The sequence below is a fragment of the Bordetella genomosp. 7 genome (genome assembly GCF_002261265.1).
GTDB lineage: Bacteria > Pseudomonadota > Gammaproteobacteria > Burkholderiales > Burkholderiaceae_B > Bordetella_A.
Window position 1 is genome coordinate 229,686 of record NZ_NEVK01000003.1, and the last position, 16,052, is coordinate 245,737.

General features: G+C 68.0%; 14 protein-coding genes. 6 read left to right on the forward strand and 8 right to left on the reverse strand.

Annotated features, from left to right (window positions below; translation table 11 throughout):
* Nucleotides 1–61: 61 nt before the first annotated feature.
* Both CAL19_RS03375 and CAL19_RS03380 read left to right on the forward strand, forming a co-directional pair.
* On the forward strand, nucleotides 62–1,405 hold the full coding sequence (locus tag CAL19_RS03375; RefSeq protein ID WP_094796028.1) for a cytochrome ubiquinol oxidase subunit I: 1,344 nt from the start codon (nucleotides 62–64) through the stop codon (nucleotides 1,403–1,405).
* Nucleotides 1,402–2,433 (forward strand): cytochrome d ubiquinol oxidase subunit II, encoded by a 1,032-nt coding sequence (locus CAL19_RS03380; protein WP_094796029.1) that lies wholly within the window; start codon nucleotides 1,402–1,404, stop codon nucleotides 2,431–2,433. The genes CAL19_RS03375 and CAL19_RS03380 overlap by 4 nt, the downstream gene beginning before the upstream one ends.
* A 42-nt stretch (nucleotides 2,434–2,475) precedes the next feature.
* On the opposite strand, the gene CAL19_RS03385 is transcribed toward CAL19_RS03380, so the two are convergent.
* Both CAL19_RS03385 and CAL19_RS03390 read right to left on the reverse strand, forming a co-directional pair.
* Complete coding sequence (locus CAL19_RS03385) at nucleotides 2,476–3,945, reverse strand: ATP-binding protein (protein WP_094796030.1); 1,470 nt, start codon at nucleotides 3,943–3,945, stop codon at nucleotides 2,476–2,478.
* Between the two features lie 19 nt (nucleotides 3,946–3,964).
* Entirely contained in the window at nucleotides 3,965–4,666 is a 702-nt protein-coding gene (locus CAL19_RS03390; protein WP_026640881.1) for a response regulator, read from the reverse strand.
* Between the two features lie 156 nt (nucleotides 4,667–4,822).
* On the opposite strand from CAL19_RS03390, the gene CAL19_RS03395 reads away from it, so the two are divergent.
* Together CAL19_RS03395 and recQ are read left to right on the forward strand one after the other, a co-directional pair.
* Nucleotides 4,823–6,271, forward strand: coding sequence for a fimbrial protein (locus CAL19_RS03395; RefSeq protein WP_094796031.1), 1,449 nt, complete (start codon nucleotides 4,823–4,825; stop codon nucleotides 6,269–6,271).
* Between the two features lie 79 nt (nucleotides 6,272–6,350).
* A complete protein-coding gene (gene recQ, locus CAL19_RS03400; RefSeq protein WP_026640879.1) occupies nucleotides 6,351–8,165 on the forward strand; it encodes a DNA helicase RecQ in 1,815 nt (604 codons plus the stop codon).
* Nucleotides 8,166–8,726: 561 nt separating this feature from the next.
* Here recQ and ruvB read toward each other — a convergent pair.
* On the reverse strand, nucleotides 8,727–9,785 hold the full coding sequence (gene ruvB, locus CAL19_RS03410; RefSeq protein ID WP_026639914.1) for a Holliday junction branch migration DNA helicase RuvB: 1,059 nt from the start codon (nucleotides 9,783–9,785) through the stop codon (nucleotides 8,727–8,729).
* Nucleotides 9,786–9,909: 124 nt separating this feature from the next.
* On the opposite strand from ruvB, the gene CAL19_RS03415 reads away from it, so the two are divergent.
* Nucleotides 9,910–10,872, forward strand: a complete 963-nt coding sequence (locus tag CAL19_RS03415) for a threo-3-hydroxy-L-aspartate ammonia-lyase (protein WP_094796033.1) — start codon at nucleotides 9,910–9,912, stop codon at nucleotides 10,870–10,872.
* A gap of 73 nt (nucleotides 10,873–10,945) precedes the next feature.
* Nucleotides 10,946–11,863: a complex I NDUFA9 subunit family protein gene (locus CAL19_RS03420; RefSeq protein WP_026639912.1), complete on the forward strand. Its 918-nt coding sequence runs from the start codon at nucleotides 10,946–10,948 to the stop codon at nucleotides 11,861–11,863.
* A 22-nt stretch (nucleotides 11,864–11,885) separates the two neighbouring features.
* Here CAL19_RS03420 and ruvA read toward each other — a convergent pair whose 3' ends face one another.
* From ruvA to dusB, 5 genes are all read right to left on the reverse strand, one after another.
* Nucleotides 11,886–12,458: a Holliday junction branch migration protein RuvA gene (ruvA, locus tag CAL19_RS03425; RefSeq protein ID WP_094796034.1), complete on the reverse strand. Its 573-nt coding sequence runs from the start codon at nucleotides 12,456–12,458 to the stop codon at nucleotides 11,886–11,888.
* 81 nt (nucleotides 12,459–12,539) lie between these two features.
* Nucleotides 12,540–13,088, reverse strand: coding sequence for a crossover junction endodeoxyribonuclease RuvC (gene ruvC / locus CAL19_RS03430; RefSeq protein ID WP_026639910.1), 549 nt, complete (start codon nucleotides 13,086–13,088; stop codon nucleotides 12,540–12,542).
* The gene (gene purH / locus CAL19_RS03435; protein WP_094796035.1) at nucleotides 13,088–14,677 is read right to left on the reverse strand and encodes a bifunctional phosphoribosylaminoimidazolecarboxamide formyltransferase/IMP cyclohydrolase; all 1,590 of its coding nucleotides are present in this window, start codon (nucleotides 14,675–14,677) and stop codon (nucleotides 13,088–13,090) included. Before purH ends, ruvC begins: the two co-directional genes overlap by 1 nt.
* A gap of 48 nt (nucleotides 14,678–14,725) precedes the next feature.
* Nucleotides 14,726–14,965, reverse strand: a complete 240-nt coding sequence (locus CAL19_RS03440) for a helix-turn-helix domain-containing protein (RefSeq protein ID WP_026639908.1) — start codon at nucleotides 14,963–14,965, stop codon at nucleotides 14,726–14,728.
* Between the two features lie 39 nt (nucleotides 14,966–15,004).
* Entirely contained in the window at nucleotides 15,005–16,030 is a 1,026-nt protein-coding gene (dusB, locus tag CAL19_RS03445) for a tRNA dihydrouridine synthase DusB (RefSeq protein ID WP_026639907.1), read from the reverse strand.
* Nucleotides 16,031–16,052: the final 22 nt, after the last annotated feature.

A 16,052-nucleotide genomic window follows, 5' to 3' on the forward strand; every position in this document is an offset into this window, starting at 1 on the left:
TCCGAAACCGTTGTAAACCTGTCCCCATCTTCCGGAAACAGGCTCTACACTACCGGCCATCATGGATATCGTCCCTTTATTGCTGGCCCGCATCCAGTTCACGGCAAGCCTGAGCTTCCTGGCGTTGTTCATGGCGCTTTCGCTGGCGCTGTCCTGGATGCTGCTGTTTTTCAAGCTGTGCGCGCACCGCACGGGACGGCCCGGGTGGACGGCCGCCTACCGGTTCTGGGTGCGCTTTTTTGCCCTGTCGTTCGTGCTGGCCCTGGCCGCCGCGCTGCCGGTGCTGATACAGCTGGGCAGCCTGTGGCCCGGCCTGATGGACAAAATCGGCAATGTGGCCGGGCCGCTCATCGGTTTCGGGGTGCTGTCGGTGTTCATCCTGAAATCGTGCTTCCTGGGGGTGATGCTGTTCGGGCAGCGCCGCGTATCCGCGGGCGCGCATACGCTGGCGGTGTTCATGGTGGCGCTGGGGCAGGCGGCAACCCTGTTCTGGGTGCTGGCGCTGCAATCGTGGGTGCAGACGCCCGCCGGCGCCACCCTCATCGATGCGCGCTACCAGGTCTATGACTGGCGGGCGGTCATCTTCAATCCGTCGTTCGGCTGGAACCTGGGCCTGATGGCATTGTGGTCCGCCCTGGCGGCGGCCTTCCTGATATTGGGCGTTACCGCGCTGCAGGCGTTGCGCCGCCGGCTCGACGAGGGGGAACGCTGTGCGTTCAAGGCGGCGCTGGTCGCGGCGGCGGCCGCCTCGCTGCTGCAGGGGCCGGTGCTCGACGGCGCGGGCCGCGTCATGGCCGAGCACCAGCCCGCCAAGGCCGCGGCCGCGGCGGGCTATTGGAAAAGCGGCGCCGAGCCGGCCTGGGCCCTGTTCGGCTGGCCCGACGCCAGGGCGCAGGCCACGCGCGCCGAGCTGGCGTTGCCCGGCGTGGGCGAGGCATGGCTGGGACGCGATGCGCAAGGCCTCTACCAGGGGCTGGACAAGTTTTCCGGTATGCAGCCGCCGGTGGCTGCCACGTTCTGGACGTTGCGTGCGGTGATGTTGCTGGGCCTGGCCATGCTGGCGGTGTCGCTGCTGACGCTGGCGTTCACCGCCCGCCGCGGGCTGGATCCGTCGCTGCTGCCGCGCTGGTGGCTGCGGATGGTTGTCGCCATGCTGTATGCCGGCGGACTTGCCGTGCTGGCCGGGGGCGTGTTTTCGGTGGCCGGCATGCAGCCGTATGCGGTCAACGCCACCATCACGCAAAGCGAAGTGCTGGGCACGGCCAGCGTGCCAGTGCTGGCGGCCAGCCTGGCGGGCTACCTGGCGCTGTATGCGGCGCTGCTGGCGGCCTTCAATGGCATGTTGTTCCATGCCGCGCGCTACGGCGTGGTGCCGGTGCGCAAACCCGGAGGCCTGTCCCCATGATCGACATGCTGGCCGCTTCGCTGGGGGTGAATTCCAGCGATCCGACCTTCTGGATGCCGCTGGTGTTCATGGGGTTGTTGTTCCTGTTGATCGCGGGCGGCGTCGTCCTGGACGGCTTCGACCTGGGCGTGGGCATGTTGCTGCCGCTGGCGCCGGCCGAAGAGCGCGGCCGCATGATGAGCCTGCTCAGCCCGTGGCGCGATGCCAATGAATTCTGGCCTTTGCTGGGCATAGGCCTGTTTGCGTCGGCATTTCCCATGGCGTGGGGCGCCGTATTCGGCAAGCTGTACGGGCCCCTGGCCCTGATGGCGCTCGGACTGGCGCTGCGCAGTGTCTCTTTCGAGTTCCGCATCCGCGCGCGCAGCGAGCTCAAGCCGCGCTGGGTGCTGGGGTTCTGGCTGGGCTCGGTGGCCACGGCGTTTGCGCAAGGGCTTATCCTGGGGCGTTTTGCCACGGGGTACCAGACCGCCGCGGGGTACGGGTGGTTTGCCGTCCTGATGGGCTTTTGCGCCGTGGCCGCGTACGCGCTGCTGGGGGCGGCGTGGCTGGTCATGCGCGTCGACGGCGAGCTGCAGCGCCGCGCCGCGCGCTGGGGCCGGGCGGCCATCCGCTGGACCGCCGTGGGCATGGTCGCCACGTCGGCGATGCTGGGGCTGGCCAATGCCGGCATTTTCTATAAATGGAGCAACCCTTCCGGGCTGGTAGTGGCGGCGGTGGTATGGGGGCTGATGCTGCTGTGCTTTTCCAACGTGGAAATGCGCCTGTCGCGCATACCGGGTCGGGCCGAGCAGCACAGCTGGCTGCCGTTTGTGCTGTGCGTGGTGCTGTACTGGCTGATGCTCGCGGGCCTGGCCTACAGCCTGTTTCCCTACTTGATCCTCGACGACATGACGCTCTGGGACGGCACGGCCTCGATCGGATCGATGCGCCTGGTGCTGGCCGGGGCCGTGATCGGCGCGCCGGTGGTCGTGGTGTTCAACCTGCTGGCCTACCGGTCGGTATTCGGCAAAGAGCGCCGCGCGGGCTGAGCGCGGCGCGTTGCCGCCGGGGCGGCCGGGGCTGTCGGGGTATCAAGACGCCGCGTCTTCGGCCCGGTCGGCGGCCAGGGGCAGGGTGATGCGCACCAGCAGCCCGCCTTCGCGGGCCTGGTCGAGTTTCAGCGCGCCGCCGTGCGCGCGCGCGATGGCTTCGGCCAGCGCCAGCCCCAGCCCGACATTGCCGGTGCGCGTGCGGGCGTCGTCCAGCCTGGCGAACGGCCGCAGCGCTTCGGCGCGGCGTTCGGGAGCGATGCCCGGGCCGTGATCGGCCACTTCCAGCACGGCGTGCGCGCCCGCGCGCCGCAGGCGGATATCCACGGGCGGCTTGCCGTGATGCAGCGCGTTGCCGATCAGGTTGTCCAGCAGCCGGCCCAGGGCTACCGCATCGCCCTGCAGCACCATGTTGTCGTCCGACATATCCAGGGTGACCTCGGTGCCCGTGCTCTGCCAGCCCGCCACCCGGTCGGCCAGCCATTCCGGAAACGCCATCTCGACATAGCGATAGCCGGCGGGATCGGTGCCGCGCACAAAACCGATGAACTGGTCGACCATGTGCTGCATGTCCTGCAGATCTTTGCGCAGGCCGTCTTTCAGGACCGGGTCGTCGGCCATTTCAATGCGCAGCCACATGCGCGACAAGGGCCCCTTCAGATCATGAGGCAGGCCCGACAGCAGCGTGCGCCGCACGGATTCGGATTCAGCCAGGGCATCCAGCATGGCGTTGAAGCGTTCGCCCAGCGCACGGGTTTCGCTCGGGCCGGACGGCTGCACGCGCTGGGGTTGCCCGGCGGCCAGGCGGTCGGCGGCTTCGGCCAGCCGCGTCAGCGGCCGTGTAATGTGCCAGGAAAACCCGCCGGCCAGCAGCAGCACCAGCCCCATGCCGCCCAGCCACGCGGCGATCATGGGCGTGGCCACCGGGGGATCGAGCCGTTCGAGCGGGATCACCAGCCATTCGCGCAGGCGAGGCGCTTCTTCGGTATCGGTGTTGCGCGCCAGCGAGATGAAAATCTCGGGATCCCGCCCGTGCGACAGCGCCACGCGCGTGCCATCGTTGAGGCGGTCATTGAGCTTGCGGATCAGCGAACGCAGGTCGTCCCGGATATCGTCGGTCTGCGCGTCATGGTGCGAACGGTGCCGAATCCGGTCGACATCCCGGTGCGGCGTGCCGCTGGCGTCCTGCCGCGCCCCGGGCGACGGCGTGCGCGAAAACCGTTGCAGGCGCGCCTCGGCCGGCAGGGTGCGCGACCACAGCCGCCATTGGTTCTGCGAGGCGTTGCGCACGAATTCGGCGCGGTCGTCCGCAGGGATTTCCGACACCGCCGCGCGCAGGGTGCGTATGGTGGTGGCGATATAGCCTATCGCCACGTCTTCCAGGAACTTCTGGCGGTAATACGACACGGTCGCCAGCGTGGCGGCCTGCGCCAGCAGCACCGCGCCCAATACAAGCAGGATCAGGCGCGTCCGCAGCGAGCGCGGCAACAGGGAACTGAGCAGGCGGTTCATGCAAGGTGGCGGCGGGCAATCAAGGCGAGAACCGGTAGCCGATGCCCCATACCGTCTGTATCCAGCGCGGCTGTTTCGGGTCGTCTTCGATGGCGCGTCGCAGGCGCAGGATGGCGATGTCGATGGCGCGGTCGTTGCGTTCACCGCCGTCGTCGTCGCGCGCCAGCGCCAGCAGGCGTTCGCGCGACAGCGGCTTGCCGGCGTTGCGTACCAGGGCTTCCAGCAGGTTGATTTCGCCGCCGGTCAGCTTGACCGGCTCGCCGTCGCGCAACAGCTGCCTCAGGGCCGGGTCGAATACAAAGGGCCCGAAGCTGACCGGCACGTCCTTGGTCAGTGCCGAAGGGCCGCGCTTGCGCCGCAATACCGCTTCGATGCGCGCCAGCAATTCGCGGGGATCGAACGGCTTGCCCAGATAGTCGTCGGCGCCGGCCTCCAGGCCTATGATGCGGTCCACCGCCTCGTCGCGCGCCGTCAGCAGGATGACGGGGATATCTTCGCCCTGTTCGCGCAGCCGGCGGCAGGCATCGGCGCCGTCGCCACCGGGCAGCATGCGGTCGAGCACCAGCAGGTCGGGGGTGTAGCGGGCGATGCGCGCGGTCAGGTCGCTGGCGTCGGGGGCCAGCAGCGTGTCGTAGCCATGCCGGTTGAGATAGTCGGCCAGCAGCTGGCGCAGGGCGGGGTCGTCGTCGACGACCAGCAGCTTGGTATGCGGATTGTCCATGGACGCCATAGTGTCCGGGGATGGGAGCGCCGGCAAGGGGCGGGAAATAGATTGAAATATAACGCGGCCTGGGCCGCGCCAGCCGGGGCAACCTAAAATAGCGACTTCGCCTTACGCGTTTGCGCGGTCGTTTTCTTTCGCCCAGAAGTTTTCCTGATGCGCCGTTCTCGGGTCCGTACACTGTCGAGCGTCATGGCCATGTATCGTGGCTGGCGCGGGGCGGCCGTGCGTCCCATGCTGGCCGGCCTGTCGGCCTGCAGCCTGGCTCTGGGCGCCTGCGCCGCGCCCGATTCCCTGCCGTCTGCCCCCTTCGCCGTGACGTCACCGCACGACCCGGCCCCGCGGGGCCAGGCGCCGCGCCCGGATGCCGGGCAGCCGGCGCGCGACGATACCGAGCGGGCTGCGCGATTCGGCATCGCGGTGCTGGCGCCCGCCATGCCGTTGCCGGTGGCGCCCGCCACGCTGGCCGAATCGCGGCCCCTCGAGCTGGACCCGATGCCCTGCCAGCTGTCTCCGCTCGAGGGCCTGGTCGACGCCTCGCTGCAGCAGCGGGACGCCCACCCCGATGCCGCCAGAGCGGCGGGCCCGGACGGCACCGGCACGGTCGACATGTCCGCCGCCGCCCAGGCGGCCCCGCTGCCGGTGGAATGCGCGAACCTGTTCCCCGATGTGCCGCCCGTGCCCCCGCAGCAATACGACTTTGGCCTGGAAACGCGCGACCCGGTGCCGTCGGGCTCCGTGATGGTGGTCACCGGCGTGGCCCAACCCGCCAGCCCCTGGTTTTCCACTCTGAGCAGCCAGCAGGGGTTTGCCTTTTCGGGCGGGCGCTGGGTGTATCGCGACACCGCGGGGCCCAGCCTGGCCGTGGGCCACCTGACGGCCAACGCGCCGCTGTGGGGCAGTGCGGTGCCCATCGGCGGCCTGCAGATTGCGGACTGGGCGGGCGGGGCGCAGGTGGTGCCGCCCGGCAAGGTCGCCTATTCGTCTACCGTCGGCCGGCTCAACTACACCAACCTGGCCGCGCAGTCGGGCGCTATCGATTACGGGGTCACCGCGGGCAGCGGAACGCTGCGCTATGGCCTGACTCCCGCGCTGACGCTCGAAAGCCAGATGCAGACCGCGCCCGATCTGGCCACCCGCGGGCTGGGCACGACCTATTCGGCCGGGGATCTGGGCACCTTTCAGGTCGGCGTGACGCAAAGCACGTTCGACAATGTCAACGCGTGGCGCTACCGCTTCGGCTACAACGTCAATCTGCTCGAATCGGTGAGCCTGGCGGTCACCAATGAGCAGGTCGACGCCGGTTTCGGCGACCTGTCCCAATACCGCGACGGGTCGTTCACCTCGCCCCGCATGCGCAATACGTTTGCCGCCGGCGTGCCCATCTCGGGCTGGGGCACGCTGACGGGCACCTATACCGGGCTGCGCGAATCCGGCGTGGCCATCGAACAACGCTTCGGGCTGCAGCACAGCATGCTGGTGGCGCCCAGCGTGCGCCTCGCCGTGGGCGCCGATCGCGATGTGGTCACGGGCGATTACGAAATGCGCGCGGGGCTTACCATGCCGGTCGATGCGTTCATGCGCGGCCTGTGGCTGTCGTGGTAGGACGGTTTGCGGCCCCGCGCCTCGCCCGGCCCCTGAATGGGGCTTAAAATCGCCGCCATGACGCCTTACGCTACTTCTCATGTCTGACCCCCGCGCCCAGGACGTCCTGCAGCGCGTTTTTGGCTACGAATCCTTCCGCGGCGACCAGCAGGCCATCGTCGATCACGTGATCGGCGGGGGCGACGCGCTGGTGCTGATGCCCACAGGCGGCGGCAAATCACTGTGCTACCAGGTTCCGGCGCTGGTGCGAGAGGGCACCGGCGTGGTGGTGTCGCCCCTTATCGCGCTGATGCAAGACCAGGTCGACGCCCTGACCGAGCTCGGCGTGCGCGCGGCCTATCTGAATTCCACGCAAGACTGGCGCGTGGCGCGCGAGGTCGAACAGGCGTTCCTGGCGGGCGAGCTCGACTTGCTGTATGTGGCCCCCGAACGTCTGCTGACCGACCGCTGCCTGCAATTGCTCGAACGCGGCCGCATTGCCTTGTTCGCCATCGACGAAGCGCATTGCGTATCGCAATGGGGCCACGATTTCCGGCCCGAGTACCTGGGCTTGTCGATGCTGCACGAGCGTTGGCCCGATGTGCCCCGCATCGCGCTCACCGCCACCGCCACGGCGGCCACGCGCGTCGAAATCGCCCAGCGGCTGGCGCTGGACGAGGCTCGCCATTTCGTGGCCAGTTTCGACCGGCCCAACATCCGCTATCGCATCGTCGAGAAAAACGAAGTGCGGCGCCAATTGCTGGACCTGATCCGTGGCGAGCACGATGGCGATTCGGGCGTGGTGTATTGTCTGTCGCGCGCCCGGGTCGAGGAAACCGCCGACTTCCTGTGCCAGAACGGCGTCAATGCCTTGCCGTACCACGCCGGCCTGAGCGCCGCGGTGCGCGCGGGCAACCAGTCCCGGTTCCTGCGCGAAGATGGCATCGTCATGGTTGCCACCATTGCATTCGGCATGGGCATCGACAAGCCCGACGTGCGCTTCGTGGCGCACATCGATCTGCCCAAGTCGGTCGAGGGCTACTACCAGGAAACCGGCCGCGCGGGCCGCGACGGCCTGCCCGCGACGGCGTGGCTGGCCTACGGACTGCAGGATGTCGTACAGCAGCGCCGCATGATCGACGAATCCCCGGGCGACGAGCTCTACCGCCGCCGCCTGGGCCAGCAGCTCGACGCCATGCTGGGCCTGTGCGAAACCGTCGAATGCCGCCGCGTGCGCCTGCTGGCCTACTTCGGGCAGGCAATCACCGCTTGCGGCAACTGCGACGTATGTCTTGATCCACCCCAGTCCTGGGATGGCACGGTGGCCGCGCAGAAAGTGCTGTCGGCGGTGTACCGGTTGTGGAAAGAGCGCGGGCAGCGCTATGGCGCGGGCCATATCATCGATATTCTGCGCGGCAAAGATACCGACCGCATCCGGCAGAACGATCACCAGACGCTGAGCGTGTTCGGTGTGGGCGCCGATCTGTCCGAAAATGCCTGGCGCGGTGTGTTGCGCCAGTTGCTGGCCCAGGGCCTGCTGGCCGTCGATACCGACGGTTATGGCACGCTGGCCCTTACCGAGGGCAGCCGGACCGTGCTCAAGGGCGAACGCCAGCTGATGCTGCGGCGCGAATCAGAGAAAAAGGCGCGGAACAGCAAGTCCGGCGGCCGCAGCCGCGCCGCGGTCATCGATCTGCCGCCCGAAGCGCAGCCCGTTTTCGAGGCCTTGCGCAACTGGCGCGGCGAGGTCGCCAAGAACCATGGCGTGCCGGCCTATGTGATCTTTCACGATGCCACGCTGCGTGAAATCGCCCTGGCGCGGCCCGCGTCCATGCACGAACTGGCGCATATCAATGGCGTGGGCACGCGCAAACTCGAAGCGTACGGCGACGACATCCTGAGGCTGGTGGCGTAATCAACATCCGCCGCCGCGCTTGCGCGGTCGGTGTCTGACACCCTTCGGGAGTCAGACACCGCATCAGAACAGTTTCCCGCCAGGTGTCTGACTCCCGAAGGGTGTCAGACACCACATCAGAACCATCTGGCCGGCCATGCCCTTCGGGAGTCCGCCAGGTGTCTGACTCCCGAAGGGTGTCAGACACCACACCAGCAGCATCTGGCCGGCCATGCCCGAAGGGAGTCCGCCAGGTGTCTGACTCCCGAAGGGTGTCAGACACCACATCAGCAGCATCTGGCCGGCCATGCTCGAAGGGAGTCCGCCAGGTGTCTGACTCCCGAAGGGTGTCAGACACCACACCAGAAGCATCTGGCCGGCCATGCTCGAAGGGAGTCCGCCAGGTGTCTGACTCCCGAAGGGTGTCAGACACCACACCAGAAGCGTCTGGCCGGCCATGCTCGAAGGGAGTCCGCCAGGTGTCTGACTCCCGAAGGGTGTCAGACACCACATCAGAACCATCTGGCCGCCCGTGCTGGCCCCTCGGGTCGCACCCCGGCAGCCCACGCTCCCCGGGTGCGCCTACTTGAACAGTTCGCCGCTGCCTGTGGGCGGGGCCAGGCCCAGGTGCCGCCACGTCGTCTGGGTGGCCATGCGGCCTCGGGGCGTGCGTTGCAGATAGCCGTGCTGGATCAGGTAAGGCTCGATCACGTCTTCGATGGTGTCGCGCTCTTCGCCGATGGCGGCGGCCAGGCTGTCCACGCCCACCGGCCCGCCGTCGAACTTGTGCACGATCGCTTCCAGCAGCTTCCGGTCCATCAAGTCCAGCCCTTGCGGGTCCACTTCGAGCATGGCCAGCGCCTTGCCCGCCGACTCGGCGTCGATCGTGCCGTGTGACTTGACCTGCGCGTAGTCGCGCACCCGGCGCAGCAGCCTGTTGGCAATACGCGGCGTGCCGCGAGACCGGCGTGCCACTTCCGCCGCGCCGTCGGGCGTAATCGCGACGTTGAGCAAACCCGCGCTGCGCGTGACGATGCGCCCCAGGTCATCGGCGTTGTAGAACTCCAGGCGCGAAACGATGCCGAAACGGTCACGCAACGGGTTGGTCAGCATCCCGGCCCGCGTGGTGGCCCCCACCAGCGTAAACGGCTGCAAGTCCAGCTTGACGCTGCGCGCCGCGGGGCCTTCGCCGATCAGGATGTCGATCTGGAAATCTTCCAGCGCCGGGTACAGGATTTCTTCCACCACAGGCGACAGCCGATGGATCTCGTCGATGAACAACACATCGTTCTTTTCAAGATTCGTCAGCAGCGCGGCCAGGTCGCCGGGGCGCTCCAGCACCGGCCCCGATGTCTGCCGCAACTGCACGCCCATTTCGTGCGCGATGATGTGCGCGAGCGTCGTCTTGCCCAGCCCAGGCGGGCCGAACAGCAGCACATGATCGAGCGCCTCGCCGCGCTTGCGCGCTGCGGCAATGAAAATCTCGAGCTGCTCGCGCGCGCGCTGCTGGCCCACGTATTCTTGCAGCGCCTTGGGGCGCAGGGCGCGCTCGATGGACTCTTCGTTGGGCGACACCGGTTGCGGCGTCACCAGGCGGGGCGCGTCGGGCAGGGAAGAAAGCGAATCAGACTGGATGGCCATAATAAAAAGCAAGACTGGCATCACAGCAACAGCCGGGCCAGCGCAAGCATCGTACACCACCCATCCCGTCAACAGGCGATATCATCCAACCACCGCACTCCCACCCAAGCCAAAGAAAGACCTCATGTCCACGCTACCCACCTACGATGATGTCGTACGCGCCGCCCAGACCCTGGCCGGCGTCGCCCACCGCACCCCCGTACTGCGCTCGGCCACCGCCGACGCGCGCACCGGCGCGCAGATTTTCTTCAAGTGCGAAAACTTCCAGCGCATGGGCGCCTTCAAGTTCCGTGGCGGCTACAACGCCATTGCGCGGCTGACGCCGGCGCAGCGGGATGCCGGGGTCGTTACGTTTTCGTCCGGCAATCATGCCCAGGCCATCGCCCTGGCCGCGCGCCTGCTGGGCGTGCGAGCCACCATCATCATGCCGCACGATGCACCGGTGGCCAAGCGCGCCGCCACCGAAGGCTATGGGGGGCACGTCGTCACCTATGACCGCTACACCGACGACCGCGAGGCGGTGGCGCGCCGCATCCAGGCCGAGACCGGCGCCACGCTGATCCCGCCCTATGACCATGCGGACGTCATCGCGGGGCAGGGCACCGCCGCCAAAGAACTGTTCGAAGAAGTCGGCTCGCTGGACGCCCTGGTCGTCTGCCTGGGCGGCGGCGGCTTGCTGGCCGGATCGGCGCTGGCGGCCAGCGCCCTCAGCCCGGCCTGTGCCGTCTATGGGGTCGAGCCGGAAGCCGGCAACGACGGCCAGCAGTCGCTGCGCAAGGGTGAAATCGTGCGCATCCCCACGCCCAAGTCATTGGCCGACGGCGCCGTCACGACGCATCTGGGGCAGTTGACGTTCCCGCTCATCCGGCAGCACGTCAAAGACATCGTCACCGTCACCGACGACCAGCTGGTCGAGACCATGAAATTCTTTGCCGAACGCATGAAAATGGTGGTCGAGCCCACCGGCTGTCTGTCCACCGCGGCGGTGCTGCACCAGGCCCTGGCCATGCCGGGCAAGCGGGTGGGCGTCATCATCAGCGGCGGCAACGTCGATCTGGGCAATTACGCGCGGCTGCTGGCGGGTTGATCCACTCGCTTGCGGCGCCTGGCGGCGCGGGGCAGAATGGGCGGAACCGTTATCCGAATAAGAGGCTGCAACCATGCGTATCCTGCTTGTTGGCGGCACCGGTTTCCTGGGCAGGCACGTGGCGGCACGGCTGGCCCGCGACGGGCACATCCTGCTCGTTCCCACGCGCCAGTATGCGCGCGGCCGCGATCTGCAATTGTTGCCGGGGCTTACGTTACTTGAAGCCGATGTCCACGACGACACGGCGCTCGACCGCATGCTGCAAGAAAGCGACGCGGTCATCAACCTGGCCGGCATCCTGCATGGCGGGCATGGCCGGCCGTACGGCGCCGGCTTTGCCCGGGTGCACGTAGAGCTGCCGCGCCGGCTTGCGCAAGCGTGCCGGCGCCACGACGTGCGGCGCCTGCTGCACGTCAGCGCCTTGTGCGCCGATTCCTCCGGCCCCAGCATGTACCTGCGGTCCAAGGGCGACGGCGAAGCCGCCCTGCGCCAGGTCTATGCCGCCTGGCCCGACGGCGCCTGCACGATATTCCGGCCGTCGGTCGTATTCGGCCCCGACGACCGCTTCACGACCCTGTTCGCGCGGCTGGCGCGCTGGCTGCCCGCCATCCCGTTGGCGGGCGCCGACGCACGCATGCAGCCGGTCAGCGTGGCCGACGTGGCCAGTGCAATCGCCACGGCCCTGGTCAACCCCGTAACGGCCGGCCGTACCTACGAACTGGCCGGGCCGCAGGTATATACGCTGCGTGAAATCGTGCGCCTGTGCGCCATCTGGAGCGGCCATCCCAGGCCGGTGTGCGCGCTGCCCGCGGGCGTGGCCCGCCTGCAGGCGCGCTGCTTCGAATGCCTGCCCGGCGACCCGCTCATCTCGCGCGACAACCTTGCGTCGCTTACCGTCGACAACATCGGGTCCGCAGCCATGGCGCCCGAGCTGGGCGTGGTGCCCGCCAGCATGGAAGCGGTCGTGCCGGGCTACCTGAAGCCCGCTTGACCCTACACCCCCCCGCCGCTGCTTATCGCACCAGCGCCTTCAGGGCCAGGCGTATGCCGTCCGACACCTCGGTGCCTTCGGGCAGTGTCTTGAGCGCGGCCTGCGACTCTTTTTCGGAATACCCCAGAGCGAGCAGCGCGTTCAGGATGTCGGCCTGGCTGTCGGGCACGGGGTGTGCGCTGGCGCCGATGTCGGCGCCCAGTTTGCCGCGCATTTCCAGCAACAGGCGCTCGGCGGTTTTCTTGCCGATGCCGGGCACGCGCGTAAGCCGCCCGGATTCCTGCAGCGTGATGGCCTGCGCCAGCTCGCCTACCGAAAGGCCCGACAACACCGCCAGCGCCGTGCGCGCGCCGATGCCGCTGACCTTGATCAGTTCGCGGAACGCGCCGCGTTCGGCCGGCGTGGCGAACCCGTAGAGGATGTGCGCGTCCTCGCGCACGGTCAGGTGGGTATACAGCGCAACGCGTGCGCCGGTTTCCGGCAGGGCGTACAGGGTGCTCATGGGCACTTCGATGTCATAGCCCAGGCCATTGACGTCCACGCAAATGGTGGGCGGCAGTTTCTCGATCAGGGTTCCGGTAATGCGTCCGATCATGGTGCAGGCGCCAGCAAGTGAAGGAATGGCGCGCCGCGCGCGCCCTGCCGGCATTCTAAACGGTGTGCCGCGCGGGGCGGGTCAGCCCACCACGCGGCCGCCACGCACGCGCGCACGGCTGCCACGGCCTGCGCCGCCCGACAGCAGGCCCAGGCGGCTTTGCAGCGGCCCGACGTGTGCATGGCAAATTGCGCAGGCCAGCGCATCGGCCGAATCGGGAGCGGGCGTGCCGTCCAGCGACAGCAGGCGCTGAACCATCATCTGCACTTGCTCTTTGGCGGCCCGCCCGGTGCCGACCACAGCCTTCTTGATCTGCAGCGCGGTGTATTCGTGAACCTCGAGCCGGCTGTCGGCCAGCGCGCACAGCGCCGCGCCGCGCGCCTGCCCCAGCAGCAGGGTGGAGGCGGGGTTGGTGTTGAGGAAGACGATTTCCAGCGCCGCGACATCGGGGCGCGTGTCGCGGGCGACCTCGCGCAGGTTGTCCAGGATGACTTTCAGGCGCTCGGGCAGCGCTAGCGCAGGCGGCACCACGATGGTGCCGCTGGCCACATAGCGCAGGCTCGCGCCCTTGACATCGATCACACCGAAACCGGTGCGGCGCAGGCCGGGGTCGATGCCGAGGACGCGCATCAGTGACGGAAGTGGCGGGTGCCGGTGAAGACCATGGCGATGCCATGCTCGTCGGCGGCCGCGATCACTTCGTCGTCGCGCACACTGCCGCCGGGCTGGATCACGCAGGTCGCCCCGGCTGCCACCACCACGTCCAGGCCATCACGGAACGGGAAGAACGCATCGGACGCCACCGCCGAACCCTGCAGCGTCAGCCCCGCGTTCTCGGCCTTGATGGAGGCAATGCGGGCGGAATCGATGCGGCTCATCTGGCCGGCGCCGACGCCCAGGGTCATGCCGCCGGCGGCGAACACGATGGCATTGGACTTGACGTACTTGGCGACCTTCCAGGCAAAGGCCAGGTCGTTCATTTCCTGTTCGGTGGGCTGGCGGCGGGTAACCGCCCGGAGCGCATCGCGCGGCACGTTATACGAGTCGGGCGTCTGCACCAGCCAGCCACCGCCCACGCGCTTGATGTCGAAATCGTTGTGTCCGGCGCCGGCGGGAACTTCCAGCACGCGCACGTTCTTCTTGGCCGCCAGCACGGCCAGCGCCGCGCCATCGTAGCCCGGCGCCAGCAGCACTTCCACGAACTGGCCGCTGACAGCTTCGGCCGTGGCCGCGTCAATGGGGCGGTTGAAGGCGATGATTCCGCCGAAGGCCGATGTCGGGTCGGTTTTGAAGGCTTGCTGATAGGCGTGCAGCGTATCGCCCGCCACCGCCACGCCGCAGGGGTTGGCGTGCTTGACGATCACGCAGGCGGGCGTGTCGAAGCTGCGCACGCATTCCCACGCCGCGTCGGCGTCGGCGATGTTGTTGTACGACAGTTCCTTGCCTTGCAGTTGCCGGTAATTGCCCAGCAGGCCGGCGGCGCGGTGGCTGTCGACATAGAACGCGGCCTGCTGGTGGGGGTTTTCGCCGTAGCGCAAGGCCTGCGCCTTGTTGACCTGCAGTGTCAGCGTGCCCGGCCAGTCGTGGCGCGATGGGGCGGCGTCCTGCGCGGGCGCGGGCTCCGCCAGGCTGGTCAGGTAGCCGGCGATCGCCCCATCGTAGGCGGCCGTATGGGCGTAAGTCTTGGCGGCCAGCTCCAGGCGCAGCGCATACGATGTGGAGCCGGTCTTGTCCATTTCTGCCAGCACGCGCGAATAGTCGGCCGGGTCGATCACGACCGTGACGCCGCCGGCCTCGGTGCCGTGGTTCTTGGCGGCCGCCCGCAGCATCGCCGGCCCGCCGATGTCGATGTTTTCTACCGCGTCGGCAAACGTGCAGCCCGGCCGCGCGATGGTTTCGCGGAACGGATACAGGTTCACCACCAGCATGTCGATGCGGTCGATGCCATGCTCGGCAATGGTGTCCAGGTGTTCGGCGCTGTCGCGGCGGGCCAGCAGGCCCCCGTGGATCTTGGGGTGCAGCGTCTTGACCCGGCCGTCGAGGATTTCCGGCGATCCGGTATGCGCGGCGACTTCGGTGACGGCCAGGCCGGACTCGGCCAGCAGCCGGGCGGTGCCGCCCGTGGACAGCAGGCGCACGCCGCGCGCGGCCAGCGCGCGGGCGAATTCAACGATGCCGGTCTTGTCGGACACCGAGAGCAGGGCAGTTTCGATTTTCATGGAGAGGGCGGCTGAAAGAAAGAAAACGGTCGCGAGCGCGGCGGGCGCTCAGGGCTGGATGTTGTGGGCCTGCAGCTTCTTGCGCAGCGTATTGCGCGTGATGCCGAGCATTTCAGACGCCCGCGACTGGTTGCCGCCGGAACGCTCCAGGGCGACTTCGAGAACCGGGCGTTCCACGCAGCGCATCACCATGTCCCACATGTCGTGGGGCTGGGATTCGCCCAGGTCTTCGAAATAGCGCTCCAGGCTGGCGCGCACGCAGTCTTCCAGGACATCTTTCTTGCTCATTGTGTACAAATTTTATAGTTGGAGGTGGGTGGTGGCGGATCATGCCGCCAGCAGGGATTGCGCGTCGGCGGCCGCAATGGCCGGGCCGGCGCGCAAAAGTTCGTCGAACCAGTCGGACACGGCGCGCCATTGGTCGCGGGTGTTGTCGATGCGGTTCATGCGGTCGCGGAACGCGTCTGCGCCGGGCAGGCCGTCTATGTACCAGCCGATATGCTTGCGCGCCGAGCGCACGCCGGTGTGCTCGCCGTAGAAGCGGTAATGATCGTCCAGGTGCTCGAGCAGCAGGTCGCGCATTTCTTCGGTGGAAGGCGGCGCCAGCGTTTCGCCTGTGCGCAGGTAGTGGTCGATTTCGCGGAAGATCCAGGGCCGGCCCTGGGCCGCCCGGCCGATCATGACCGCGTCGGCGCCAGTGTAATCGAGCACCTGGCGCGCCTTGCGCGGGCTGTCGATATCGCCGTTGGCAATGACCGGAATAGCGATCTCGGCCTTGACCGCGCGTATGGTGTCGTATTCGGCCTGGCCAGTGTACAGGTCGGCGCGGGTACGTCCGTGCAGCGCCAGGGCGGCGATGCCGGCGTCCTGGGCGCGGCGCGCCACCCGCAACGCGTTGCGGTTATCGCGGTCCCAGCCGGTACGGGTCTTCAGCGTTACCGGCACGCCCAGCGGCTGGCAGGCCGCCACGACCGCGTCGAGTATGCGGGCCACCAGGTCTTCGTCGCGCAGTAGGGCCGAACCGGACGCCAGGTTGCATACTTTCTTGACGGGGCAACCCATATTGATGTCGATGATGCGCGCGCCGCGCGCCGCGTTGAACGCGGCGGCCTCGGCCATCATGGCCGGGTCGGCGCCGGCGATCTGTACGGCCACCGGAGCGATCTCGCCGTCGTGGTTGAGGCGCCGCGAGGTCTTGACGCTTTCCCATAGCCGCGGGTTGCTGGCCGCCATTTCCGACACGGCATGCCCGGCCCCCAGCCGCTTGCACAGCTGTCGGAAAGGCCGGTCGGTCACTCCCGCCATGGGAGCGACCAGCACGTTGTTGGGAAGGGTCCAGGGGCCGATGCGCATGGGCGGGATTTTACCCGCCTTC

Excerpts from the sequence above, each read along its gene's own strand:
- CAL19_RS03375 (WP_094796028.1), top strand. The coding sequence starts at position 62 with ATGGATATCGTCCCTTTATTGCTGGCCCGCATCCAGTTCACGGCAAGC.
- CAL19_RS03380 (WP_094796029.1), top strand. The coding sequence starts at position 1,402 with ATGATCGACATGCTGGCCGCTTCGCTGGGGGTGAATTCCAGCGATCCG.
- CAL19_RS03385 (WP_094796030.1), bottom strand. The coding sequence starts at position 3,945 with ATGAACCGCCTGCTCAGTTCCCTGTTGCCGCGCTCGCTGCGGACGCGC.
- CAL19_RS03390 (WP_026640881.1), bottom strand. The coding sequence starts at position 4,666 with ATGGACAATCCGCATACCAAGCTGCTGGTCGTCGACGACGACCCCGCC.
- CAL19_RS03395 (WP_094796031.1), top strand. The coding sequence starts at position 4,823 with ATGCGCCGTTCTCGGGTCCGTACACTGTCGAGCGTCATGGCCATGTAT.
- recQ (WP_026640879.1), top strand. The coding sequence starts at position 6,351 with ATGTCTGACCCCCGCGCCCAGGACGTCCTGCAGCGCGTTTTTGGCTAC.
- ruvB (WP_026639914.1), bottom strand. The coding sequence starts at position 9,785 with ATGGCCATCCAGTCTGATTCGCTTTCTTCCCTGCCCGACGCGCCCCGC.
- CAL19_RS03415 (WP_094796033.1), top strand. The coding sequence starts at position 9,910 with ATGTCCACGCTACCCACCTACGATGATGTCGTACGCGCCGCCCAGACC.
- CAL19_RS03420 (WP_026639912.1), top strand. The coding sequence starts at position 10,946 with ATGCGTATCCTGCTTGTTGGCGGCACCGGTTTCCTGGGCAGGCACGTG.
- ruvA (WP_094796034.1), bottom strand. The coding sequence starts at position 12,458 with ATGATCGGACGCATTACCGGAACCCTGATCGAGAAACTGCCGCCCACC.
- ruvC (WP_026639910.1), bottom strand. The coding sequence starts at position 13,088 with ATGCGCGTCCTCGGCATCGACCCCGGCCTGCGCCGCACCGGTTTCGGT.
- purH (WP_094796035.1), bottom strand. The coding sequence starts at position 14,677 with ATGAAAATCGAAACTGCCCTGCTCTCGGTGTCCGACAAGACCGGCATC.
- CAL19_RS03440 (WP_026639908.1), bottom strand. The coding sequence starts at position 14,965 with ATGAGCAAGAAAGATGTCCTGGAAGACTGCGTGCGCGCCAGCCTGGAG.
- dusB (WP_026639907.1), bottom strand. The coding sequence starts at position 16,030 with ATGCGCATCGGCCCCTGGACCCTTCCCAACAACGTGCTGGTCGCTCCC.